Raw genomic sequence first — 25,653 nt, 5'->3', positions numbered from 1 at the left:
GACGAATACTAATCGATCGAGGACTTAACCAAAACGTTTGAAACATTCAATGCACCGTTTATCCAGTTTTGAAAGAATAATTCTTTCAATTAAATATGTCTAGTGATGATGGCAAAGAGGTCACACCCGTTCCCATACCGAACACGGAAGTTAAGCTCTTTAGCGCCGATGGTAGTTGGGGGCTTCCCCCTGTGAGAGTAGGACGTCGCTAGGCAATCTAAAGTCTGAGTATTTTCCTCAGGCTTTTTTATTTTTTTAGGCTGTCTTATACAACAAATGTATAGGACAGCCTTTTCTGTCAGTTCGCAGTGTGTTACAGCAACAACAATTCGCCAAGGTGAAAATCTAGAATTCAAGAGCGTTTCGAAGATTATTCAAATAAGATTGGCTAACGGGTAGCTCACTGCCATCCTTTAGAGTGACAATAAAATTTGAAGTAAGATCACGAGCCATTTTTTTTATGAAATGAATATTAACAATATAAGATCTATGAATGCGAATAAATGATGACGGTAGACGCATTTGAAGTTCTTTCAGTGTAATACTTGTTTTAAATTGTTCTCCCTCCACATAAAACCACGTTTTTTTCTGCAGGCTTTCAATATGAGAAATTTTTTCAATTGCAACAGGATTCCATTCTTCTTCTTTCTTTCCAGTTAAAAATTGAAAAGGCTCTAGTTTCTTTTCGGTAAAAGTTGAAGGTAAGACTACAACGAGTGCTGCAGGCACATCGATAATATTTATAGGGTAACCTATCCCATAATACGGTGTTTCAAATAATGAATTATCTAAAACGGCGTCTGTTCGTTTCCTCGTACGCAGTACTTGCTCCGCAATGCTTCCCGATTGTACTTGTTGGCCAATTTCCAAGTTAATGTTTTGATGTCCAGAATGAAAATAGATATAGGAGTTTTCAGCAGCAATTGCAATGGATGAATTGGCTGGAACCCAGTCTTTTAACATTGAAATAAACTGTTGTGAAATATCTTTTGGCAAAGAATTAAACTCATTGTTCATTGTGAATATCCCCCTTGTTTGTAAACAGTTTACCAAATTTCGTCGCTAAAAAAAGCGGTTTCATCATTAAAATTTGGTATTTTATCTAAAAATAATGAAAATTCAGATGTACTGTTATATATTAATTTATAACAAATAAACCTGTTATGGAACAGTAGATTAAAAGTTTTTTAACAGAGTATATTGTATACAAAGGGGAAGGTGGAATTTCAATATGTCAACACGTCAAGAAAAAATCCAAGCATTAGAAAAACAATGGGCAGAGAACCCTCGCTGGGCTGGTATTGAACGCGCATATTCAGCTGAAGAGGTTGTTAAGCTACAGGGATCTGTTGTACTTGAACAAACTTTAGCAACTAAAGGTGCGGCTCGACTTTGGAACTCTTTACACGAAGAACCGTTCATTAATGCATTAGGTGCATTAACTGGTAATCAAGCGGTACAGCAGGTAAAAGCAGGACTAAAAGCAATTTACTTATCAGGCTGGCAAGTAGCTGCTGATGCTAACCTTTCTGGTCAAATGTACCCTGACCAATCCTTATATCCAGCAAACTCTGTACCAGCAGTAGTTAAGCGTATTAATCAAGCTTTACAACGTGCAGATCAAATTGATCATGCAGAGGGACGTGTTGATCAGTTTGATTGGTTTGCTCCAATCGTTGCAGATGCTGAGGCTGGCTTCGGTGGTCCTCTAAATGTATTTGAGCTTGTAAAAGGTATGATTGAAGCTGGAGCTGCTGGTGTTCACTTAGAGGACCAATTAGCTTCTGAGAAGAAGTGTGGTCACTTAGGCGGTAAAGTTTTACTTCCAACACAAAATGCTGTTCGTAACTTAATTGCTGCCCGTCTTGCAACAGACGTAATGGGTGTTGAGACAATTTTAATCGCTCGTACAGATGCTGATGCTGCTGATATGGTAACATCTGATATCGACCCACGTGATGCTGAGTTCATTACTGGTGAACGTACTCCAGAAGGCTTCTTCCGTACAAAACCAGGCATCAAACAAGCGATTGCTCGTGGTTTAGCATACGCACCATATGCGGATCTAATTTGGTGTGAAACTTCTAAACCATCTCTTGAGGAAGCTCGTGAATTTGCGGCAGCTATTCATGCTAAATTCCCAGGTAAATTGCTAGCATACAACTGCTCACCTTCATTCAACTGGAAAGCAAATTTATCAGAAGAAGAAATCGCAGAGTATCAACGTGAGCTAGGTAAATTGGGTTATAAATTCCAATTCGTAACATTAGCTGGTTTCCACGCATTAAACCACTCAATGTTTGAGCTTGCACATGATTATAAAGACAATGGGATGGCTGCATATTCTAAGCTACAACAAGCTGAGTTTGCATCAGAATCAAAAGGCTATACAGCTACACGTCACCAGCGTGAAGTAGGTACTGGTTACTTTGATGATGTATCTCAAGTTATCTCTGGTGGTACTTCTTCTACAACAGCGATGGCTGGTTCTACAGAAACAGAGCAATTCGTATAAAGTTTCATAAAGTACGCGTATTCCTAAATTCATAATCATAGATCAGTCTCCCTCGCTCCTCCTAAAGCGGGGGATGACTACTTAAAATCGCAAAGGTGGGGGAAACAACTAATGGAACAAGCAACAACAGGTAAGCTTAAAATTGTTGGGGAACAAAACGAGCAAACAAAAGAAATTTTAACACCAGAAGCCCTTGAGTTTGTTCTTGCCCTGCATGAAAAATTCGATGCTCGTCGAAAAGAGCTGTTAGAGACTCGTCAAGAACGCCAAAAGCAACTTGATGCAGGTGAGAAACTCGACTTCTTACCAGAAACAAAGCATATCCGTGAGGGAGATTGGACAATTGCACCACTTCCAGAAGATTTGCAAGACCGCCGTGTAGAAATTACAGGACCTGTGGACCGTAAAATGGTTATTAATGCATTAAACTCTGGCGCAAGAATGTTTATGGCATGCTTTGAGGATGCATCTGCTCCGACATGGGAAAACATGATTGGCGGTCAAATTAATATGCGTGATGCTATTAATAAGACAATTGAATTTACACAAGCATCAAATGGTAAAACGTATAAATTAAACGACAACACAGCTGTGTTATTAGTTCGTCCACGTGGTCTTCATTTACTTGAAAAGCATGTACTAGTGGATGGCGAACCGATCTCTGGTAGTTTCTTTGATTTCGGTCTGTATTTATTCCACAATGCTAAAAATGCATTGGCACAAGGTACGGGGCCTTATTTCTATCTACCGAAGCTTGAAAGCCATTTGGAGGCACGCTTATGGAATGATGTCTTTGTGTTTGCACAAGATTATATTGGGATTCCACAAGGGACAATTAAGGCTACTGTATTAATCGAAACAATTTTAGCAGCATTTGAAATGGATGAAATTTTATATGAACTGCGTGAACATTCAGCAGGTCTAAATTGTGGACGTTGGGATTACATTTTCAGCTATATCAAACGTCTCCGCAATCAACCGGATGTAATTTTACCAGACCGTGGGCAAGTAACAATGACTGTACCATTCATGAAGGCATATACGTCTTTATGTATTCAAACATGTCATAAACGAAATGCTCCTGCGATGGGCGGTATGGCAGCGCAAATCCCTGTTAAAGGGGATGATGATGCAAATGCAGTAGCGTTTGCAAAGGTTGCAGAAGATAAACGTCGCGAGGCAACAGATGGCCATGATGGTACTTGGGTAGCACACCCGGGTATGGTTGCAACTGCAATGGAGCAGTTTGATGCGATTATGACGACACCAAACCAAATCCATAAAAAGCGTGAAGATGTAAATGTTATAGCGGAAGATTTAGTAGCTGTTCCAGAAGGGACAATTACGCTTGAAGGTCTTCGTATTAACTGTAGTGTAGGGGTTCAGTACATTGCTTCTTGGCTACGAGGCAACGGAGCAGCACCGATTAACAACTTAATGGAGGATGCTGCAACGGCCGAAATCTCTCGTACGCAAGTGTGGCAATGGATTCGACACCCTAAAGGTATCTTGGATGATGGTCGTGGTATTACATTGTCCTTTGTACTAGACATCCTGGAGGAAGAGCTTATGAAAATTAAAGAGGCTGTTGGGGAACAAGCCTATAACAGTGGTCGCTATGAAGAAGCTGCTGAGCTGTTTAAATCTTTAATTGAACAAGACGAATTTGTGGAATTCTTGACACTTCCAGGTTACGAAAAATTAGCTTAACTTGCTGCTGAGGCATAATTAGTTTAAGATACGAATCTACTAATTGAACATATCTAAACTTTCCTAAAGTGCTGTGGACTAAACTCGAATGGAGTCCACCTTATTCCCCTAAGTACGAGCGGGGTCTGTTCCCCCGTTCGAGTACAGAAAAGTGAGCGCGGTGACAAAAAGGGGTCTATTAATAAGAGTAAAGAGATTTATATGGGGTGAAAGATGCCTTACGAGCTTAGATGGGGAGCTTGTAAGGTGTTTTTTTATCTTATTATTAGTTCAGAAATAACTACAGTTAAAAGGGGATGTCTCGATTTAAACTTGAGACATTTCCTTTTTCTATTGTTCATACATTCAATCTCTTTCTTTATGCACAAAGAATGATTATTTGTTATATTGTTTATATAACAATCACGGAGATGATATGAATGTTTATACAAATAGAGCCACAATCTGATGTACCAATTTATGAACAGGTAACACGACAAATTATGGAGGGAATTGCAAGAGGTGAAATGAAACCTGGAGATACTCTACCATCTGTACGTAATTTAGCTGCTGATCTGGGTGTAAATATGCACACGGTTAATAAAAGCTATCATGAGTTAGAGGAAAAAGGAATCATCACAATTAGAGCCAAATCAGGTGCTATTATTCGTTCAACAGAGGAGCGATCGTTAACTCCTGAACAATTACAACAAATTGAAAAAAACTTAAAGCCTGTTGTGGTAGAAGGAATGGTGCTCGGCGCAACAGTTGAGCAAATCGAGCACATGATGAAAAAGGTTTTTTCCGATTTACAAATACCTGTAGAAGGGGTGTAGCACATGCTACTTTTCGTTTTTTCAACTGTCTACATCATAACTTTAGCTCTACAAGTATTTGTTCCGTATATAGTACGCGAGACAATCATTTTTGGCGTTACTATACCTGAACAAAATGTAAAACATCTGGCATTACGTAGGATGAAAAAGCATTATGCTCAAATCGTTGGAATTTCTGGTATTGTGTTATTCATGGTAATGATCGTTAGCTATGAATACTTTGCACTATCTGAGTTCGCGCAAAGTATTTTACTACTTAGCTGCTTATTTGCAATGCTTGCAATCAGCATGACCTTATATTGGATAAACCACCAAAAGGTTTCCAAACTCAAAAAGGAAGAGCAATGGGGTTTGACTATCAAACAAGTGCGTGCAGTTGACTTAACGGCGCGTAGTCGTGATGAAATGCTTCCGTGGCCGTTCTATGTAATCCCTTTTGGCGTTACGGTGTTTTTAATTATCTTTACTTTCCTCCATTATGACCAAATACCGGATCATATTGCTGTGCACTGGGGACCTAACGGTGAAGCGGATTCTTGGAGAAGCAAAACATATTTTACTGCGGTTTCACTGCCGCTTGTTATGCTGATGATGCAATGTATGATGTGGGGAAGTGTAGATTCTATAAAGCGTTCAGCAATCAAGTTGGCTGTTAATCGTAAGGAAGAATCATTGGAAGATCAGCTAAAAAGTCGAAAGTATATGAGCTGGAGCATTATGTTATTAAGCTATGCTTTTACTATATTATTTACAGTATTACAGCTAAGCAATATCTATCCTTCAATGACTACAGGAAAAAGACTATTACCGGTATTTATTTTGTTCTTATTGCTTGTTATTGGATCAGTCCTTATTTACGCATGGAAAAAACGTAAGCTGAGGGTGAACTATGGAGACAATGTGGTTTCAGAAGTAATGGATGTTGATGAGGACCGCTATTGGAAGGGCGGATTAATTTATATAAATCGTCAAGATCCTTCCGTTTTTGTAGAGAAACGCTTTGGGGTCGGTTGGACGATGAATTTTGCAAATCCACGAGGCTATATCGTAATTGGCTTGCCGTTATTTATATTGCTATTGATTTCTTTTTTTTCGTTATAATATAAACATGGAGTTATTAAAAATTCGTTACATTCCTGTAAGCGATCATTGCAAGACTTGCAGATCGTCCGTGAATGGGGCGGATTTTTTGTTAAAGTAGTGACCGGAAACAAGTTGGATGGAGGTAAACCTGAATGAAAATTCTCGTTGTAGATGATGATGTACATATTTTACAGCTAGTGGATATTTATCTGACAAGAGAGGGCTATCAGGTAATACAGGCGGAAAACGGACAACAGGCCCTGAAATTACTTGAAGGAAACTTGCCTGATTTGGCTGTTGTAGATATTATGATGCCGGGAATGGATGGTTTTACATTAACCAAGACATTGAGCACGGATTACGATATACCTGTATTGTTATTAACAGCAAAAGGCGAGCTTGAAGACAAGGAACGAGGATTTTTGGCAGGCTCAGATGACTATGTTGTGAAGCCTTTTGAACCTAAAGAATTGCTGTTCCGCATAGCCGCGATATTGCGTAGATTAGATAAGAAAAATCAGGTAACCATCCAGGTAGGCAGGATCGTGATTGATCGTCGAAGCTTTGAAGTTGTCATTGGGGAAGATACACTTGTTTTACCTTTAAAGGAATTTGAACTATTGGCATTACTAGCATCTCGCCCGAATCAGGTGTTTACACGTAGCTTTATTATGGAACAAGTGTGGGGCTATGACTACGATGGAGATGAACAGACTTTAACTACACATGTGAAGCGGATTCGTGAGCGTCTGCATCGTTATGAAACAGGTGTTGAGATTACAACGGTGCGCGGCGTTGGCTATAAGCTTGAGGTTATTACATGATGAAAACGTTATATAGTAAATTTGTTGTCACGACGATACTCGTTATGATTGGTAGCTTGTGTATCGGCTTTTTAGCGACGAATATTTATTATCATCAAGTTGTGAAGGAAAAAAATGATGCTAAAAATGTGAAGATTGCGCAAGATATTGCGACATACATTGAATCGTCTAAGCCTGACGATTTAAATAATTATTTAACGACTCTCGGTGAAATAGGTTATCAAATTTATGCAACAACTGATAATGAAGGACATTTCTACGGTGGTGAGTATCGTGATAAAACGCTATCGTCCAATACAGTCAAGCATGTCTTAAACGGAGAAATTTATCATGGTATGCGTAATTTCCCTAAAGAAACTTTTGTAACAGGCTTTTTTGCGAATGAGTTAATTAATACGATAGGTGTGCCATTCACTTATGAAAATAAGCAGTATGCGCTGTTTATTAGGCCAGATATTCGCTTGTTGTTTTCTGAGGTACATACGATACTTGGTGGACTTATTCTTGCGATGACAGTACTTAGTCTATTGGCAATGCTACTTTTTGCTAAGGCTTTAATTCGCCCTATTACACAACTAACAGAAGCAACTAATCAGCTTGCACATGAAAAATTCGATACGCTACTAGATATAGATCGAGCAGATGAGATTGGACAATTAGCGGTTAGCTTTAATGTTATGACAGAAAAATTACAAGAAAATGATCGAATGCGTAAAGAGTTTATTAGTAATGTGTCTCATGATTTTCAGTCGCCATTGTTGAATATTCAAGGCTATGTAGATTTACTAAAGAATCCCTTGCTGACCGATATGGAAAGGCAGGAATATACAACGATTATTGAGCTAGAAACGAAGCGTCTGTCGACATTAACGAAGCAATTACTATTACTAACGTCACTCGATCAATCTACAAGGTTGCTAAAGTGTGAACCTTATCGTTTAGATGAGCAATTAAAGGAAACCGTAAGAAAGTATCGCTGGCAGCTTGAAGAAGCTAATGTACAATTATCGTATCAGCTTGAACCAGTAACATATGATGGTGATGCAGGGCTATTACAAAATGTTTGGGATAATTTATTGACGAATGCCATTAAATATAATGTCGAAGGTGGAGAAATTCATATTCATTTGCAAGAATCCTCAACTTCAGTTGAAGTGCTCTTTGAAGATAGTGGCATAGGAATGACCGCTGAACAACTACTAAAGGTATTTGAGCGCTTTTATCGAGTGGATACGTCTAGAACTAAGCAAGGTACCGGGCTTGGACTAGCCATTGTGAAGCAAATTGCTGAGCTACATGGAGGATCGGTTCATATGGACAGTGTTATGAATGCTGGCACAAAGGTCCGTGTTCACTTACCAAAACTGTAATGAGGAGTTTATGAAAGTTCATGTTCACGGGATAAACTGCTGACTAAGTTATAAAAGTTTAGGGGGTTATCTTATTGAACAAAAATGGGGTATACGCCTGTATGTGGTTCTACAATTTAAATCCATTTAATTTAGTAGTACGTTCACAATGATCTTCTTTATAGTAGGTGGAACAACACTATTAATTAGCTTTGCTTTATTCATCGTTGTAACATTTATGGTGAATCAAACAAAGAAATGAAAAACTAGAAAATACCGTGTCACTGTCGTTATGGGGTGACACGGTATTTTTTAGGAAAAATAGCTTTATTCGGTTCATTACTAAAAGTTAGGGATGACTTTTGTTAAAACATATGTCATACATAAGTTGATTGGAGTGGAGGTTGGGCGACTCCTTGGGGATCAGCGATATAGAGGAACGAAGGCTAAAAGCATCACGTCCTGTGATAACGCCTTCGTGACCAACATCCTATTGGCCCGAGACCCTGGAGCGAGCAAAGCGAGTGAAGCGGCTCATCGGACGCCCCCAGGAAAGCGCCCAGCCGGAACGGAAATCAACCTCACGTTAGGCTAATAAGCCCTTTATTTTAAATTTTCAAGAGACTTTTTAAGCCATTTTGTTGCCTCAGTATAATCCTGAGCAACACCGTGTCCTTTTTTGTAAAGCATACCAAGCTGGAATTGTGCTTTTTGATGCCCTTGATTGGCAGCCAGTCGATACAGTTGGGCAGCCTTCTTAAAATCCTTCGGCACCCCTTGTCCATGACTGTGCATTTGGGCTAATTGATATTGTGCTTTGGGATGTCCTGTAGCGGCAGCTTGTTCAATCCATTTTGCAGCCTCAGTATAATCCTGATGGACACCTTTGCCCTTATCAAATAAATTACCGAGTTGATATTGAGCACCTGAATGTCCTTGGATGGCTGCTAACCGGTAGCAGCGCCGTGCCTCTTCTAAGTCCTGTTCGAGCCCCAATCCGTGCTCATATAATAACCCTAATTGATATTCAGCCTGAATATGGGACTGATCAGTAGCAGCTCTCCACCATTTTACTGCTTCGACATAATTCAATTCAGCTTCATATAATAATCCGAGCTCGTACTGAGCATTAGCATAACCCTTTTCAGCGGCCGCTTTGAAGTGAGGAAGGGCTTTCTCAGGTTGCCGAAGATGGTATACAAAAATACGTCCAAGTTCAAAGCCTGCGCTAATATGTCCCTTGGTAGCGGCTAACTGTAACCATTTTTCAGCTAAAGTTATATCGTTTTCTTTAACATAGAGCATACCGAGACAGTACTGAGCATTTAAGTGTCCTTTGTGTGCTGCGAGCTTAAACCATTTTATAGCCTCTAGGTGATCCTGAGGAATACCTTGTCCAGTGTTATATAGCATGGCCAATTGAAATTCTGCATTTGTATGGTCTTGAAGAGCAGCTAAATGGAACCAACTTGCAGCTTCTTCAAAATCTTGCAAGATGCCGCGGCCTTTAAGATACATATAACCAAGATTATATTGAGCACTTGCATCTCCCGCTAATGCAGCCATTTCAAAATAAGCTATAGATTCCTCATAGCTTTGCTCAACGCCAGTTCCGTTATGATAAAGGAATCCAAGATTATTTTGGGCGCTTGTATTGCCTTGATTCGCCGCTAGCATATACCATTTTGCAGCCTCAGTAAAATTTAGTGGCATACCAAGCCCTTGATTATATAGGACACCTAGATTGTACTGAGCATCTGCGTTCTCTAAATGGGCAGCAGCTATATAATATTTAGCGGCTTCCTCATAATTTTGTACAACACCATGACCTAAATGATAGAGCACGCCTAAGCTATAAAGCGCATTTCCATCATTTTGCGCAGCAGCGCGTTCATACCACATTTTTGCAACTGCATAATCTTTCTTAACACCACGTCCTTGATTATAAAGAGCACCTAAATTATATTGAGCACTTGCATTCCCTTGTTTTGCGGCAAGCTCAAACCAATGGGCAGCACTTTTATAGGCCTCGGTTGACTGGTCATTTTGAAGTAGCATATTTATATCAAAAACTGAAGTCATATCTTCGAAGTGGGAGCCTTTGCGAATCAATTTTTCCTTTAAGCTACGGTCATAGCGTTCGATAAACCATTCTACAATATCACTTATATAATCGAGAACAATTTTTGCTGCCTTTACTTCCACAACTTCACTACTATTACTAGAAGTCATTTTACTTACAAGATTCATTAATAAATAGATACGACGTGGATGAATTTTTGCAACAAAGCTACGATCATTAAGTAATGATCGAATATTTTTTAGTTTCGGTTCGGAATGCATTTGCAACTTATAAAGCTCATATAAAATTTTCTCCAGTACAAGGAGTGAGTTTTGTAGAGATAGAGCTGGCTTTGCAATGGCAAGCTCGCTAGCATTCTGTAAATTTTTTGCCAGTTCAATGAAGCTCAAAGCTTTTAATTTCTTACATTGATCTTGGAGAATTTCATATTGTATGACGATAGAACTCACCTCTCTCATAAAGTTTCTCTTTTTCTTCTCATCCTCGAAATCGGGATTGATGTCTTCTTTTTTCATATATCGGGAAAATAGCGTTATTGTTGAATTGTCCGCGTTACGTGATACTATGTGGTATAAGGAGATTTGTAGAAATTCGAGGTAGCAATTACTAAAAAGTGCATATGCCAAAGTTTTATGTTATCCGGGGGATAAAAATAATGAAAAATATTGCAGCAATTATACCAGCATATAATCCACAACAGTCACTTATAACCTATGTCCATCAATTATTAGCCACTACCATTAGCCAAGTTATTATTGTCAATGATGGCAGCGATCCAAAATATACAGTTGTTTTTGAGGAGTTGAAAAAGATTGACTGCTGTCGAGTGCTAGAGCATAGCAATAATATTGGTAAGGGAGGCGCACTAAAAACAGCCTTTGACTATGTAATGGCTCAAAAGGAGAAATTTCAAGGTGTCATTACAGTAGGCGCTCATAGACAGCATACTTTACAAGATGTAACGCTAGTTTTAACAATGACAAAGGTATTTTCTGAAGGAATTGTGTTAGGTGTACGAAACTTTCATTCAGCAGACAGCACGTTTTTATCATATTGGGGTAACAGTGCAACAAGTTTGTTTTTTGAAATCCTCTATCATAGAAAACTAATGGATACACAAACAGGTTTACGGTTTATTTCTTTTAATGAGCTACCATGGCTAATAAAAGTAAAAGGTGAAAGATATGACTATGACACGAATATGTTGGTTGCTGCGCTTAAAAGAAAGTGTCCCATTTTTGAAGTAGAGATAGGTCAGTTACGAATAAAGAAAAATACAGTTATACAGTATGATGAAATAACAAATGCAGGGTCAATTATTGCGAAAATGCTTATGAATTATTTAAAACCAAGGAAAAAATAACGAATACGTTAAAGCCTCCGGACGCAATTATGGCGAGGCATAAATGTTTGAAATAATGTGCTAGATAAAGAATAATAATTACTCAAGAACGTAGCGAGTATGGAAAGAAGGAGCAATGATAATGATGGAATATTCAGATCAAGTAAAAAACCGTGTAAAACGAATGGAAGGTCAGCTACGTGGAATTTTGAAAATGATGGAAGAGGGAAAGGACTGTAAGGCAGTCATTACTCAATTATCTGCAGTACGTTCAGCAGTAGATCGTACAGTTGGTGTCATTGTAAGTACGAATCTTTTAGAATGTGTACAAAATGCTGAAGGCGATGGCGAGAAAATGAATGAAGCGATTCAAGAAGCAGTAAATTTAGTCGTAAAAAGCCGTTAAAAAAAGAGAAGTCTATCTATAGAAAATCCACTTTTAAATAAGTGGGTTTTCATTTTTTTGCAAATATATAGTTCGATTCGATACTTATATTTTATAAATGGGATTTTGTGCCTATGCATTGTGTTTTGCATAAATGGTTAAAAGTCACAGTTAGTGAACTTGTCCGATAGATTTATAGTCCTTTCCTTTGTTATTCTAATTACAAGAATATAACAAATGGTAAGGTGATTTATTGTGAAAAGATGGATAATAAGCGGTGCCGCATTACTGATGTTAAGCCCAACAGCAGCTTATGCTCAAAATGCAGATACTCGTTCAGTAAATACTTCCTCAGCGATTGCTTATCATGTAGTAGCTAATACGAAAGTATCTACTTGGGATCAATTCACAGCAGAAATCGTGAAGCAATTAAATAATTTTGCTCCGGAAATTAAAATTACATATAGTGGACCAATGACTGATTTTAAAAAGAAACTTATGGAGTCCTTTGAAAAAGCAAAGGGGCAAGCAGTCTATGCGAGTGAGCATATGGAAAGTACATCTATTTCTACAGACTCAACAGGCAATGTAAAGTTTAATGTGAAATATTTGACAAACCAAACACAAGAAGTAGCCGTACAAAAAAAGGTTGATCAAATAGTAAAAACGATTATTAAACCTTCTATGACCGAATTCGAAAAAGTAAAAGCGATTAATGATTATATTGTGTCAAATACTACATATGGTACTAAAACAAAGGCTAGTTCCCATAGTGCTTACGCATTGTTAATGGAAGGACAAGCAGTATGTCAGGGCTACGCGTTAACAACTTATAAAATGTTGAAACAAGTTGGATTCGATGTAAAGTATGTTGTTGGAAAAGTTAATGGTAACGAGGTACATGCATGGAATTTAGTAAAGGTGGATGGTAAATGGTATCATTTAGATACAACATGGAATGATCCATTACCAAATCGTTTTGGCACTTCTTCGTACGATTATTTCTTAGTAACAGATGCACAGCTTAAGAAAGATCATAAATGGATCGCCTCGAATTATCCTGCTGCAACAAGTACAAAATATAGCTATATGCAAAATGTCCATTTTGCCCATCAGGTTAATAAAACATTGTATTTTAGTAATAAGGCAGATAAAGATAAATTGTATAAGCTTGATTTAGCAACTGGTAAGAAAACAAAGGTCATTGATAAGCGTGCCTTGTATATTACAGGAGCGGATAACTTTTTATATTTCAGTGATTACAGCAATAGTGGTTATTTAACAAAATTAAATCTTAAAACATTAAAAACTGAGGTGCTAGTGAAGCAAGCGGTTACTGATTTAAGAATTAATGATAAGTATTTAGTTTATAGTGTTAAGGGGAAAGATCAGAAGCTTAAAATAAAATAAGATTCAAATATCCCTATCTATTAAAAAATGAAAGCACAAAAGGACTTCTAAGTGAGTTCTTTGTGCTTTTTTTGTATATAATGAAAACAGGAACACGGTTGGAGGTGAGGATTTTGTGGAAAAAACTAGCTATTATCGTAATGATCATTATTTTTATTGACCCTATTTATACGGCTGGTAAAGCAGTTGTACAACAAGTGATCACTTGGGCAAATAATGATGAAATAGAAACGATGCTTCTTTCGACAAAGGAAAAAATCATAGACGTTACTGCAAAGCTTTCAGAGAATACCTCCATTGAAACGGCCACACCTATAGAAGAAAGTTCTGAAGAAGGGGTAGCCGCTACAGCTCCTTTAGCCAAAAAGCCTGAAGCAAAGTTAGTTGTAACAAATGCAAAGGAAATGGCTGACGCGATGTATGCGTACTACAGTAGTTTTTCACCTAATTTTGAGATTAAATATAAAGGCGATACAAAACGGATTGAACAGCTAGTGGAAGAAGCCTATGAAAATGCTATAAAACGAGATGATTATGTATATGGACATATTAGTAAACATTCAATTCGTTTCGAATATGGAAGAACAACGGCCAAAATATTTGGGGAGCAAAGTTATTTAATGACACCAGAGCAGGCAGCATTCGTTGGCATGAATGTGCAAGAGATTGTAGCCTCTATCAATAAAAAATCATTAAGTGATGTTGAAAAGGTTAGGGCTGTTAATGATTATATTGTAACCAATACCGCCTATACGGATCAAACGAATTCAAGTCCACATAGCGCTTATACAGTGCTTGCAGAACATGGTGGCGTTTGTCAGGGCTATGCATTACTGGCTCATTCGATGTTACAAAAGCTAGGTATAGAAACAAAATATATAGTGGGCTATGTCGGACAGGAAGGACATGCTTGGAATTTAGTAAAACTGGATGGTCGATGGTATCACCTCGATACAACATGGAATGACCCGGTGCCTGATCGTAAAGGGGCGGTTCGCTATCAATATTTCTTAGTGGATGATAGAACGATGGCAAAAGATCATACGTGGATTGCTAAGGACTACCCGAAGGCTACAAGTACAATGTATAACTACTTTCACAATATAGATTTCGCTACACAGGTAGGGCAACAAATATTTTATAGTAATATCTCTGATGATAATAAATTGTACGTGCTTGATGTAAAAACAGGGAAATCGAAACGAGTCTCTAATTCACGTGCACAGTATATCGTTTATGCAGATGGCTGGTTATATTTTAGTAATTATTCACACGGAGCGTATTTAACGAAAATTCGTCCGGATGGAAGCGGGGAAAAAATATTAAATAGGGAAGAAACGAAGGATTTGTTTGTGCAGGATAGCTATTTATATTTCACGACGAATGAACTGAAAAAAATGCCGCTTTAACTTTATCAACGAAATAGAAGCGATATAATTTATTTGAAGGCTCTGATCTCCGCTACGGGTTACTCGCTTTGTAGCTGTCGCTACGCTTTCGCACAGAGCAAAGCTTCCTGCGGGCGAGCGTCGAGCCGCTTCCTCCGCAAAAAGAACGAAGGCTAAGTGTGTCACGTCCTGTGACAATGCCTTCGTGACCAACATCGTGTTGGCCTCAGGGTCTCGTCTGTCTCGCACTCCAATCAATGATAGCGTAGAATTTTTAATTTGTGCAATTAAGAAAGAACGCTATTTGATAAAGTAAAGGGATTCACGCACAGTTTTGTGTGTGAATCCTTTTTGCTCTTCGGAAGGTGGATGTTGATAAAAATTAAAAGTTAGGTGATAAAACGTGAAAGTTGGTCGATAAAATTCAGAAGTTGGTAGATAAAACATGAAAGTTGGTAGATAAAATTTAAAAGTTGGGCGATAACTCCTGAAAGGTACCGCCCAAACTAAAAAGTTGGATGTCATTTTTGTTAAAACGTATGTCATGTGGATAAGTTGATTGGAGTGGAGACTGGGCGACTCCTTGGGGATCAGCAATAGAGGAACGAAGGCTAAAATCATCACATCCTATGATAACGCCTTCGTGACCAACATCGGTGCTGCTGCCGCTACGTTAGCACTACGCTTTCGCGCAAAAGACATCTGTTGGCCCGAGACCCTGCAGCGGAGCGAAGCGTCAGCGGCAAAGCGCCCAGTCGGAACGGAAATCAACCCCTCGCTTTGTAGAAGAGTCATTCTTTATTTTATAGACACCTTAATTGCATTGAACAAAATAGTTTTTCAACATCATGAAGAGCCTATGACATTACAAACTGTCATGGGCCCTTTTTGTTCGTTCTATAAGATAATGGATGGGTTGATGCTGGCATAGAGAAACTTCAATTTGCGGATATTTTGATTTCATTTCCTGTACAAAGGTTTTAAAAATTAATGGATTATGCTTAATGGCACCACCATTACAATAAAGGCGAAATGCTCCACTTTGATAACCAGCTTTCCCTAATACAGCGCATGCAAGGAGTACTAATTCATGGGCGGCGCGCATTGATATTTGAATGGCACATGAATCCTTTTTGGTCACGGCATCTGCCAAAAATACTCCCATTTTTGCAAGCTGCGCGTTCGTGTAAGATGGACGGAAAAGCCATGAAGCTAACTCTGTAACATCTTGGATCCGTAAAAAATCATAGACAGCATCTTTTAATATGGTTGGCTCACCGCGGCCATCTTCCATGCGGAAAATAGCTCGGATAACCTCTTGCCCTAACCAATAGCCACTGCCTTCATCTCCTGCACGATGCCCCCAGCCTCCAGCACGTACTATTTGCATACCATCGAATGCATACGCAATGGCTCCTGTTCCAGCAATGAGTAATGCACCTGCCTGTCCAGCAGTAACACCAAGTAAAGTGGCTTGTGCATCATTTTCTATAAGTAGCGTTTCTATTTTTAATTGTAATGCCGATACAGCATTATGAATGATTGCTGATACGACTTCATGATCTTTTGGGGAATCAATCCCAGCCATTGCAAAGGTAGCAACCGCAATATTCGAATCATCTTGCTGTTGCAAAAAGTGCTGCACATTTGCTAATAATGCTTGCAATATTTCTGTTGCAGATGCAATGCCGATTGCTTGATAATTCGAGCCGCTTGTTGATGTTGTATATTTTATTTCACCAGACTCGGCATGTACGAGCGCACATGCCGTTTTTGTAGCACCACCGTCAATAATAAGTAGCCATCCCATCATTGATTCCATTCCTCTATAATTACTGTTAATTGTTTTTCTGCCTCAACAATCAGAGATTCCTTTACACGAACCCATTCATTAAGATTATGAGAATTTGCCTTGGAGCGTTCGAGAGAGGCTTTCATTGTTGCAGGTGCTGGACCGCCAAGTAAGGTACGGACGCCTACGAAAGTCTCTGGTTTTAATGTGTTATAAAAATCTTCCTCAGAAATTTTTAATGGTTTACCAGTAATTAATTTAGATTGTGTATTGGCAAGCCCCCATGTAAGGCTTGCTAGAGATTCTTCGCCATGAGAGAGCAATACTTTAATACATTTACTAACAATACTATGTGCTTGGCGGAAAGAAATCTCTTCAGAGCGCACTAGCGTATCGGCAAGCTCTGTGACATTGGCAAAGCTATTTTCTGCTCGATTTCTTAGTTTTTTCTTGTTTACATCCATCGTGACAACAAGCGAACCAAACAGTTTGTAAATACCTATTAAACGATCAATGGCGCGCCATAAATACGGTTGCATATCATCCTCTGTATCTACGATATCTCCAAAAGGTGTATTATGTACCATTTGTAATACTGTACTAGCATCACCAACAACTGCTGATAGCAATGAGCGTGTATGCTCTATCGAAACAGGGTTGCGCTTTTGTGGCATGATAGAGCTAACTTGCACGTAGGGACTTGCTAGCGTAAAGGCATTGAATTCCTGTGTAGCCCATAGTAAGAAATCTTGGGAGGTGCGGCCAAGATTGAGTGCCGCAAGTTGAACAATACTTGCTGCTTCGGCAATATAATCTGCACCTGCAACAGCATCCCACGCATTTTCGATAATATCATCGAAAGCCAATAACTCACGCATGCGTTCTCGATTAACATTAAAGCCTGTTGTCGTTAATGCCGCTGCTCCCATACTACTACGATTCACCGTTTTGTAGACATGCTGTAAACGTTCAAAATCTCGTTCAAGTTGATCGATGACAGCTTTCAAATAATGCGCAAAAGTAGTTGGCTGTGCTTGCTGCGTATGTGTATAGCCAATCATAATTGTATCCACGTGCTCCTCGGCAGCTGCGATTAAATCATCCCGTAATGTCAGTAATTCACGCATAAGCAATAACAATTTTTTTCTTAACGTCATTCGATAGATGGCAATGCCCATATCATTACGACTTCTTCCAATGTGAAGATTCCCAGCAACATCACCAGCAAGCTCTATTAATTTATTTTCGATGCGGAAAAACAAATCCTCATATCTCGGGCTGTAATCCTCTATACGATAATAATTTAAGTCTATTTTTTTAAGAGCAACGCCAATGTCTTTAGCCTCTTCTTTTTTTACTAGTCCCTGTTCTTCTAACATTTTTAAGTGTGCAATATTGATTTGCAACATGATTGTTAAAAAGTTTTTCTTGGCTTCATCATAAGCCGGCTGTAAGACAATTTTACGATAAATATTAGAGGGGAAGATCTTCCCGTCTTCTTGCTGTGTTTTGTTGCGGAAATCTTCAAACATATTAATTGCCTCCTAGTAGATTAGCAGTTATATGGCCGAACCAGCACTGCCTTTTGATAACTTCTCGGAAATAATAAGTACAATTAAAATTAAACAAATTTGTAAGACACCATATGCACAAGCAGTTCCAAATTTAAAAGAATATAATTTTTGGAAAATCGCCACTGATAATGGGATGGTTGTCGTACTGTAAAGCAGGATAGATGCGACGAATTCACCAAAGCTTTGAACAAGTGCAAGTAGCGTACCTGCTAGAATGCCCGTAAATGTAAGGGGGAGTACAATACGTCTAAATGAATACCACCATGTTGCCCCTAAACTTCGTGATGCTTCTTCAATAGATTGATCTAATTGCACAAGTGATGCGGATGTAGATCGGAAAACGAGCGGTAAATGTCTAATAAAATAAGCTAACGGTAAAATCCAAAACGTCCCGATCAGTACCTGATTAAAGGAGAAAATACTTTCCGTACTAAAGGCTGCGATTAAATTGACAGCTACAACCGTTCCCGGCAATGCCCAAGGAACCATAATTAAAATATCGAGTAATGTTTTACCTTTAAAATTTAATCGTACCATAGCATAGGCTGCCGCAACACCAAAAATGATATTGCCGAATGTGGCAACAAGCCCCATTCGAACAGAGTTCCAAATTGGCCGCCACGTCCGTTCATCGGTAAATAGTGCCTGATAATGATCCAGTGTATAATCTGTTGGGAGAATTTGCGTTTTCCATGCACCATCAACGGAAAATGAAATTAATATAAGCACTAAAATCGGCAAAATTAAGATTAACGTGCCTACGAAAGATGCAATAGTTGCCATAACTTTCATGCCTTTCGAAGACACTTCAGATCGATGAACACTAATACCTTTGCTGAGGTTTTGATAATTTCGGCGATTTTGATACCAGCGCATAATAATTAAAAATGTAATGGACACAAAGGATAAAATCATAGATTGTGTCGCCGCCATATCTAAATTACCATTCGTACGTGATAAATAGATTTGCATAGTCATCGTGCGTTCAACACCGAACATTAAAGGTGCAGTGTAGGATGCCATAGAAATCATAAATACGAGTAAGGATGAGGCAACAATCGAGGGGGTTAACATAGGCAAAATAACCTTTGTCCATACTCGAATACGCCCTGCGCCTAAGCTAGTCGCGGCTTCCTCTAAAGCGGGATCAAGACCTTTGATAGCTGCTGAGGCGGTTAAGTAGAAGTAAGTGTACATAGTGAATGTATGTACTACGATAACCCCCCATATGCCTTTTAATGAAAAAGGTACTTGCTCTAAACCGAATAGGTGCTGAAACATACGTGGGAAAATACCACTTTCTCCATACAAAAATGTAAAGGACAGCACGCCTACTAACGGCGGAAGAGCCATAGGTACCAATACTAAAATAGAGAGTATCCTTCTGCCTGGGAAATTATAGCGTTCCAGTAGAAATGCCATAGTTACACCCACAATTGCACAGCAAATAACGCTAATAACGGATATATAAATACTAGTCCACAATGCTTCAATGTTTGCGGGGCTAGCTATATTAAAAAAATTTTTATAATTAGATAGCGCATGATCACCAGAAAAGCTTTCTGTAAAAGTTTGATAGAACGGGTATACTACATAGGCAAACAACACTAAAAATAAAGGTGCAACTAAAATATAAACAAACCACTTTGAGCTAGTTAGTCGTGTCCATGCATTTCCTTCAGAAGGATTGAGGTGTGTTTTCTCCATGTTTTTACCCTCCTATTCTCCCAAAAAATAAAGTGAATCTTGGGCTATATTTAAGGTGATGTCTTCACCAATTTTTTTAAGTTGACCGTTCATATTGATAATCATTACTTTTAGTGAAAAATCTAGACATTCCACAATGTAGTTCACACTAATCCCTGTAAACTCCACAAAAGTAATTTTACCTGTTAATGTGTTTTCACCAGTGCCTTGATTAATAGATTCAGGACGAATAGAAATAAATACTTTGTCTCCAATCATATGCGTTAAAGTAGGGGAGCTCTGTTGCTTTCGCCCAGTAAGAATAAGTCCACTCGCTGTTTTGGCCTTTATATCATCACCGTTAACGGAATCAATTTCCGCTTCAATTAAGTTTGTCTCACCAATAAAGTCTGCTACGAAGCGGTTAGAAGGTCGATTATAAATCTCTTGAGGCGTACCGATTTGCCTGACGTTCCCATTTTCCATGACCATGATCCGATCTGACATAGACATAGCTTCCATTTGATCATGCGTAACATAGATGGTTGTAACGCCGAGCTCAGATTGGATACGTTTTATTTCAACGCGCGTTTCTTCACGTAATTTAGCATCTAAATTCGACAAAGGCTCGTCTAGTAATAAAATATCAGGCTCTATCACAAGCGCTCTTGCCAATGCAACCCGCTGCTGCTGCCCACCAGATAATTCATTAATTTTTCGCTTACCATATTGCGATAAATGGACAAGTCCTCTAATGCGATCAACCTTTTGCTTGATCTCTGCCTTCGAGAACTTTCGTACTTGTAATCCAAAGGCGATATTTTCGTCTACGGTCATATGTGGGAAGAGGGCATAATTTTGAAATACCATACCGATGTTCCTTTTATTCGGTTGAAGCCTTGTCACATCCAAATCATCAAAAAGAATGTTCCCTTCAGTTGGGAAATAAAAGCCGGCTATCATTCTTAGTGTTGTCGTTTTCCCGCAACCACTTGGACCGAGAAAAGTGAAAAACTCGCCAGCTTTGATATGAAGATCTAAATCTTTTACGCCATGAATTTGACCGAATTTCTTAGAGACATTTTCTATTTTGACACTTTTCAATTGAAACGCTCCTTTCTCGTTAGAAAATTAGTTACATGAAGCCTCGAGCAAAATATACTCGAGGCTTAAAAACATGAACAATATTCATAGATGTCTTATGAGTTACAACCCTTTAGTAATCGGTCACTTTTTTCCGCGGCCTTTAATATTGTTATCCCAATGCTCCATCCATTCTGCTTCTTTTTCAGTCATGAGCTTCCAATCTATATCGAAAGTTTTTAAATCTAATTCTTTATACCACTCAGGCATTGCCGCTTTATCGATATCTGAGCGAGTTGGAATTTGATAGTAATCGTTGGCTAATTGTGTCACCATACCTTTTTCAAATATAAATTCTGTGAAGAGCTTTGCATTTTCTAAGTTTTTAGCATTGTTTACAACGGCAACACCATCCACTAAAATCGGTGCACCACTTTTCGGATAAATATAATCAAACGGATAATCGGTTGTATATTTCTTCAATAAAATATCTTGTAAATTCCATAAGGAAACGCTGCCTTCTTGTCGTGTCATCTTTAAATAAAGTGCATTTGGATCTTGTGTATATTCCTTCGTGTTGGCATCTAATTTTAATAGCCAATCGTAGCCTTTTTCAGGTGAATCCGCACCTTGACGTAAAATCATAGATGAATAAATCGTACGCATCGTCCCAGACGCTAACACACCACGAATTAAAATTTTATCCTTCCACTTTGGATCTAATAAATCGTCCCAATCTTGTGGACCCGTATCTTTCTTTAATACATCACTGTTAATCATAATGACTTCTGGTAGTAGCATTTCACCAAACCAACGGCCATCTGCATCTTTATAAGCTGCGTCAATGGAGTCGCTAAAGCTAGGCTTCCAAGCTTGAAGTAAACCTTCATCGGCGCCGACAGTTAGTGCAGACTGCGTACCGCCCCACCAAAAATCAGCCTGCGGATTTGCTTTTTCACCACGTAGGCGTTCTAAAATTTGCTGTGCGCCCATCGTTAAAAATTCCACTTCAATGTCCGGGTACTTTTCATTAAACTGATCGATTACTTTTTGTACCATTTCTTCATCGCGACCTGTATAGATCACAAGCTTTCCAGATGGTGTAGCTGCCTCATCGGTCTTTTTCGAATCGGATGTTTTGTTGTTATCTGTTGCATCTTTTGTAGAAGTCTTGTTATCACTACTACAAGCAGCTAATACAATAAGCATCAGTACAAGTAAAAAACTGAAGATACGTGTTTTCTGCATAATCTTCCCCCTTCCTAATAGTGAAAAACTTACATACTAACAGTATAATCTATAGACCTTGCAATAATGTTAGAATTATTAAAAAATTATAATTAGATTTATAATAATTAATGAAAATAATAGATAGTAATGATGATTGGGTAAACAAACAAAGAGGTAAAGACTATTAAAATCTATCGAAGGTTAAGAGGAGGTTAAATACATGACAAAAGAAGAATTTGAAGAATTTAAAAGTCTTATTGCAATAGGTGAAGAATTCAATTTCGATTTTAAAAATGATGAGTATTGGATTAGCCATAATGGTGATAAGTCGTTTCTGTCAAGAACCAGAGACCATTATACCCAAGAGTTTAATGGATATGAAGAACTCTTTGAAAAGGCAACGATAGAAGGTATAAAAATTTCTGAACTATATTCAAATTTGAAATGGTAATTTAATCTAACAAGGGTTACTTCAACAACCCTTTACTTTTCAAGAATTTTAGACCAAGCGAAAACTTAACACGTACACAATTCACAGCGTTTATGGACGGAGCACATGGTTGATAAAAGTTAGTATAGAAATAAGGGAGATGTATCAATAATCTGAATACATCTCCCTTTCTTTATTTAGATTAAAATTTACTTACTAGTAGGCTCTAAAGATTGATTCTTTTGTCGTCGCTGCGAAAGTATGGTCGGTAGCATCATACCTAGAATAACTAAAATAATACCCGCTATTTGTAAAAATGTTAAAGGTTCATGTAAAACAATAACGGAAACAGTTACAGCAACAGGTAACTCGATTGCACTTAGAATAGAGGCAAGTGCTCCTCCCACCTTCGGAACCGCTATAGAGAATAAATAAATCGGCAAAATAATACCGAATAGTCCTAATGCTAGTCCGAATTTCCATAAACCACCGGCAAATAATTTACCGTTCCAAAGAACTTCAGGGTTTAAGAAAATACTAATTACGATAAGGGCGACAAAAGAAACAATCATCACGCGTGATGTAGTTGTAATACCTTCCACATGACGAGAGTTAAATTGGATAAAGCAAGCAAAAGTAAAGGCAGCAGTAAAACCTAGTAGCCAGCCTTGAATCGCAATACCGCTTAAATCTACATTGAGTACACCAGCCGCTAAAATAGTTCCAGCAAATAATACAATGATAGAAATCACTTCAGTCCGACTTGGTAAGCGTTTATGCAGTGCGCAATCTATTAATAAGCCGATCCATGTGAATTGGAAGAGCATGACTACTGCCAGAGAGGCGGGAAGATACTTCAATGATTCTCCGTATACAATTCCTGTAGTACCGGTAAGTATCCCGGCGCACACTAAAATGAGCAGTCCCTTTTTAGAAATCTTTGGTAATTGTCTTTGTGTCAAAATAAAAATAGTTGCAACAAGCATAAAGCCAATAATATATTGACTCGATACTGCCTCTCCTGTTGTAAAGCCATGCTGCATAGCTACTTTGACAATTGTCGATAATATACCGTAGCTACTAGAAGCAATGACAATTAAAAGAGGATAAAATAAATTTTTCTTCATGTTTTTTTGTTTCACTTCCTAAAATTGCTTCACCATATGATGAAATGGTTCATCGATTATGGACCATGGCTCTGTAATCACAAAGCCCATACGTTCGTAAAGACGACGAGCGTCCTCTTTTTGCGTTTCAACGTTTAATGATAATTTTGTATAGCCTCGTTTTTGTGTTTCCTCTATGGCGAATTGTAATAATAATGATCCTATACCTTTTCCACGAGCTTCTGGTGCTACACAAATAGTATCAATATAATATTCATCTTCATGTGCCTCTTTATCGATGATGATGGACGGTGCATTTTTTTCTTGAAGCCATTTAACAAGATTTTCATCCATGTGAATAGCTTCGACGCCATTATAGTAAACAAGAATTCCTACTACTTGTTCATTCTCAACGGCAACAAAAGTATTTAAATAGGAATGTCGATTGTCCTCACGCTTGAATAGTACAGTAAGCTCTTGTTCCACTGCTTGAGCTGTATGTTCTCCAGTTAATCGGTTGGCAATATCACCAATCGCATCAATAATTAATGGTACAACGGCATGGGCATCCTGTGGTTGCGCTTGTCGAATTGTAATACTCATTGTCAAAATCCCTACCTTTCTATAGGCAAGTATAACAAAGATAGAGGATGACTCAAGTTTTTGAATAAATGATGATATTCTGACGGCATCTTATCTTCTTTGGAACGAGTGTTCAAACACTTGCTGAAATAGAGGAACTCAGTCTAAGAACGCCGAGTCCTGTGGCAATGACCAACGCCGATTCCGGTCTCAATTAAGCCAAGGGATCATTGATTATTTTTCCGAAAGTTTAAAACTTTATACGACATCAAATTTCATGTTAATCTATAATGACTAGAGTTTCGGGAGGACAACAATGACAAAGGAAGATAAGGATTATATTTTAGTTTATGGCGATGCTTTTATTGACTATATCGCTGATGACGTAACAAACACTTCTTTTACTAAATATATGGGTGGTGCAACGGTAAATGTTGCTGCGGGAATTAGCCGTATCGGTGCGCCATCGTCATTAATTACGATTACAGGAGATGACGAAGGCTCTCAATTTGTTCGAGAAGGCCTTGCACAAGAAGGGGTAAACCTGGATTATGCCGTATTTAACCCTGCGAAGCGTGTTAGTGGTGTCTATGTACATTTAACAGAAGCATGTGAACGAATTTTTAAGGATTATGTCGATGAGACGCCAGATTTACAAGTAGAAGCAACACAATTAAACGATGCAGCTTTCAAACATGCATCTGCTTTAACTGTGTGCTCGGGTACAATGTTCCATCCAACAGCTCTTGAAACAACTCGTGCTGCTGTAGAGTTGGCAAAGGAAAAAGGAGCTATTATCGCAATGGATGCGAATATTCGCCCTCTACGTTGGAGCAGTGAGCAGGTTTGCCGTGAAACCATCACGTCATTTTTCGAGAACGTAGATATTTTAAAGGTTACTGATGAGGAATTATTCTTCCTGACAGAAACAACTAGCTTGGAAGAGGGAATTGAGCAATTAAACAGTTATTTAGTGCCTATTATTTTAGTAACAGTAGGGGAGAACGGCACATATGCGGTATTAAATGGTGAGGTTATCCATGTTCCGACAGAAAAGGTTGTGCCAGTAGATACTACAGGTGCTGGAGATGCGTTTATGGCCGGTGTATTACGCGATGTCCATTACAATGGTTTACCTACAACGGAGGAGGAACTTGCCCGTTGTGTAAGCTTTGGTAATAAGCTAGGTGCTTTAGCAGCCACTAAAGCAGGGGCATTAACAGCTCTTCCTTTTTATGATGATATTAAGCATTTACTTAAATAGTT

Annotated in this window: 21 protein-coding genes and 1 rRNA gene; 13 read left to right on the top strand and 9 right to left on the bottom strand. The window is 38.5% G+C overall.

Features of this window, described 5'->3' with window-relative positions; genetic code table 11:
- Positions 1–98 precede the first annotated feature (98 nt).
- A 5S ribosomal RNA gene (gene rrf, locus MOK21_RS22445) occupies positions 99–214 on the top strand.
- Positions 215–345: 131 nt separating this feature from the next.
- On the opposite strand, the gene MOK21_RS22440 is transcribed toward rrf, so the two are convergent.
- Positions 346–1,017, bottom strand: a complete 672-nt coding sequence (locus tag MOK21_RS22440; RefSeq protein ID WP_249076165.1) for a LytTR family DNA-binding domain-containing protein — start codon at positions 1,015–1,017, stop codon at positions 346–348.
- Positions 1,018–1,231: 214 nt separating this feature from the next.
- Here MOK21_RS22440 and aceA point away from each other — a divergent pair, with 214 nt between their 5' ends.
- The 6 genes from aceA (at position 1,232) to MOK21_RS22410 (ending at position 8,317) form a co-directional block, all read left to right on the top strand.
- Positions 1,232–2,515: an isocitrate lyase gene (gene aceA / locus MOK21_RS22435; protein WP_249076164.1), complete on the top strand. Its 1,284-nt coding sequence runs from the start codon at positions 1,232–1,234 to the stop codon at positions 2,513–2,515.
- Between the two features lie 111 nt (positions 2,516–2,626).
- Positions 2,627–4,225, top strand: coding sequence for a malate synthase A (gene aceB, locus MOK21_RS22430; protein WP_249076163.1), 1,599 nt, complete (start codon positions 2,627–2,629; stop codon positions 4,223–4,225).
- Between the two features lie 419 nt (positions 4,226–4,644).
- A complete protein-coding gene (locus tag MOK21_RS22425; RefSeq protein ID WP_249076162.1) occupies positions 4,645–5,040 on the top strand; it encodes a GntR family transcriptional regulator in 396 nt (131 codons plus the stop codon).
- 3 nt (positions 5,041–5,043) lie between these two features.
- Positions 5,044–6,141: a DUF1648 domain-containing protein gene (locus MOK21_RS22420; protein ID WP_249076161.1), complete on the top strand. Its 1,098-nt coding sequence runs from the start codon at positions 5,044–5,046 to the stop codon at positions 6,139–6,141.
- A 134-nt stretch (positions 6,142–6,275) separates the two neighbouring features.
- Positions 6,276–6,947, top strand: coding sequence for a response regulator transcription factor (locus MOK21_RS22415; protein WP_249076160.1), 672 nt, complete (start codon positions 6,276–6,278; stop codon positions 6,945–6,947).
- Entirely contained in the window at positions 6,947–8,317 is a 1,371-nt protein-coding gene (locus MOK21_RS22410; protein ID WP_249076168.1) for a sensor histidine kinase, read from the top strand. Before MOK21_RS22415 ends, MOK21_RS22410 begins: the two co-directional genes overlap by 1 nt.
- Positions 8,318–8,899: 582 nt before the next feature.
- On the opposite strand, the gene MOK21_RS22405 is transcribed toward MOK21_RS22410, so the two are convergent.
- Complete coding sequence (locus tag MOK21_RS22405; protein WP_249076159.1) at positions 8,900–10,837, bottom strand: SEL1-like repeat protein; 1,938 nt, start codon at positions 10,835–10,837, stop codon at positions 8,900–8,902.
- A gap of 197 nt (positions 10,838–11,034) precedes the next feature.
- Here MOK21_RS22405 and MOK21_RS22400 point away from each other — a divergent pair, with 197 nt between their 5' ends.
- From MOK21_RS22400 to MOK21_RS22385, 4 genes are all read left to right on the top strand, one after another.
- Positions 11,035–11,742 (top strand): glycosyltransferase family 2 protein, encoded by a 708-nt coding sequence (locus MOK21_RS22400; protein WP_249076158.1) that lies wholly within the window; start codon positions 11,035–11,037, stop codon positions 11,740–11,742.
- A 124-nt stretch (positions 11,743–11,866) separates the two neighbouring features.
- The gene (locus MOK21_RS22395; RefSeq protein ID WP_053993550.1) at positions 11,867–12,127 is read left to right on the top strand and encodes a metal-sensitive transcriptional regulator; all 261 of its coding nucleotides are present in this window, start codon (positions 11,867–11,869) and stop codon (positions 12,125–12,127) included.
- A gap of 234 nt (positions 12,128–12,361) precedes the next feature.
- Positions 12,362–13,516 carry a transglutaminase domain-containing protein gene (locus MOK21_RS22390; protein ID WP_249076157.1) on the top strand — a complete coding sequence of 385 codons (1,155 nt, stop codon included), beginning with the start codon at positions 12,362–12,364 and terminating at the stop codon, positions 13,514–13,516.
- Positions 13,517–13,629: 113 nt separating this feature from the next.
- The gene (locus tag MOK21_RS22385; RefSeq protein ID WP_283164865.1) at positions 13,630–14,925 is read left to right on the top strand and encodes a transglutaminase domain-containing protein; all 1,296 of its coding nucleotides are present in this window, start codon (positions 13,630–13,632) and stop codon (positions 14,923–14,925) included.
- An 844-nt stretch (positions 14,926–15,769) separates the two neighbouring features.
- Here the strand turns inward: MOK21_RS22385 and MOK21_RS22380 are convergent.
- From MOK21_RS22380 to MOK21_RS22360, 5 genes are all read right to left on the bottom strand, one after another.
- Positions 15,770–16,717 carry an N-acetylglucosamine kinase gene (locus tag MOK21_RS22380; RefSeq protein ID WP_249076155.1) on the bottom strand — a complete coding sequence of 316 codons (948 nt, stop codon included), beginning with the start codon at positions 16,715–16,717 and terminating at the stop codon, positions 15,770–15,772.
- Positions 16,714–18,228 (bottom strand): argininosuccinate lyase, encoded by a 1,515-nt coding sequence (gene argH / locus MOK21_RS22375; protein ID WP_249076154.1) that lies wholly within the window; start codon positions 18,226–18,228, stop codon positions 16,714–16,716. The genes MOK21_RS22380 and argH overlap by 4 nt, the downstream gene beginning before the upstream one ends.
- A gap of 27 nt (positions 18,229–18,255) precedes the next feature.
- The gene (locus MOK21_RS22370) at positions 18,256–19,977 is read right to left on the bottom strand and encodes an ABC transporter permease (RefSeq protein ID WP_249076153.1); all 1,722 of its coding nucleotides are present in this window, start codon (positions 19,975–19,977) and stop codon (positions 18,256–18,258) included.
- Between the two features lie 12 nt (positions 19,978–19,989).
- Complete coding sequence (locus MOK21_RS22365) at positions 19,990–21,060, bottom strand: ABC transporter ATP-binding protein (RefSeq protein ID WP_249076152.1); 1,071 nt, start codon at positions 21,058–21,060, stop codon at positions 19,990–19,992.
- Positions 21,061–21,183: 123 nt separating this feature from the next.
- The gene (locus tag MOK21_RS22360) at positions 21,184–22,287 is read right to left on the bottom strand and encodes an extracellular solute-binding protein (RefSeq protein ID WP_249076151.1); all 1,104 of its coding nucleotides are present in this window, start codon (positions 22,285–22,287) and stop codon (positions 21,184–21,186) included.
- 202 nt (positions 22,288–22,489) lie between these two features.
- Between MOK21_RS22360 and MOK21_RS22355 the strand changes: the two genes are divergently transcribed.
- Positions 22,490–22,720 (top strand): hypothetical protein, encoded by a 231-nt coding sequence (locus MOK21_RS22355; RefSeq protein WP_249076150.1) that lies wholly within the window; start codon positions 22,490–22,492, stop codon positions 22,718–22,720.
- A 188-nt stretch (positions 22,721–22,908) separates the two neighbouring features.
- On the opposite strand, the gene MOK21_RS22350 is transcribed toward MOK21_RS22355, so the two are convergent.
- The gene (locus MOK21_RS22350; RefSeq protein ID WP_249076149.1) at positions 22,909–23,826 is read right to left on the bottom strand and encodes an EamA family transporter; all 918 of its coding nucleotides are present in this window, start codon (positions 23,824–23,826) and stop codon (positions 22,909–22,911) included.
- Between the two features lie 18 nt (positions 23,827–23,844).
- Positions 23,845–24,408 (bottom strand): GNAT family N-acetyltransferase, encoded by a 564-nt coding sequence (locus MOK21_RS22345; protein WP_249076148.1) that lies wholly within the window; start codon positions 24,406–24,408, stop codon positions 23,845–23,847.
- Positions 24,409–24,703: 295 nt separating this feature from the next.
- Here MOK21_RS22345 and MOK21_RS22340 point away from each other — a divergent pair, with 295 nt between their 5' ends.
- Positions 24,704–25,651 (top strand): carbohydrate kinase family protein, encoded by a 948-nt coding sequence (locus MOK21_RS22340; RefSeq protein WP_249076147.1) that lies wholly within the window; start codon positions 24,704–24,706, stop codon positions 25,649–25,651.
- The last annotated feature ends 2 nt before the right edge of the window (positions 25,652–25,653 follow it).

Source organism: Lysinibacillus sp. BPa_S21, from assembly GCF_023337795.1.
In the GTDB taxonomy this organism is placed as follows: Bacteria; Bacillota; Bacilli; order Bacillales_A; family Planococcaceae; genus Lysinibacillus.
Note: the sequence above shows the minus strand (reverse complement) of the source record. Positions and strands in the feature narration are given on the sequence as shown.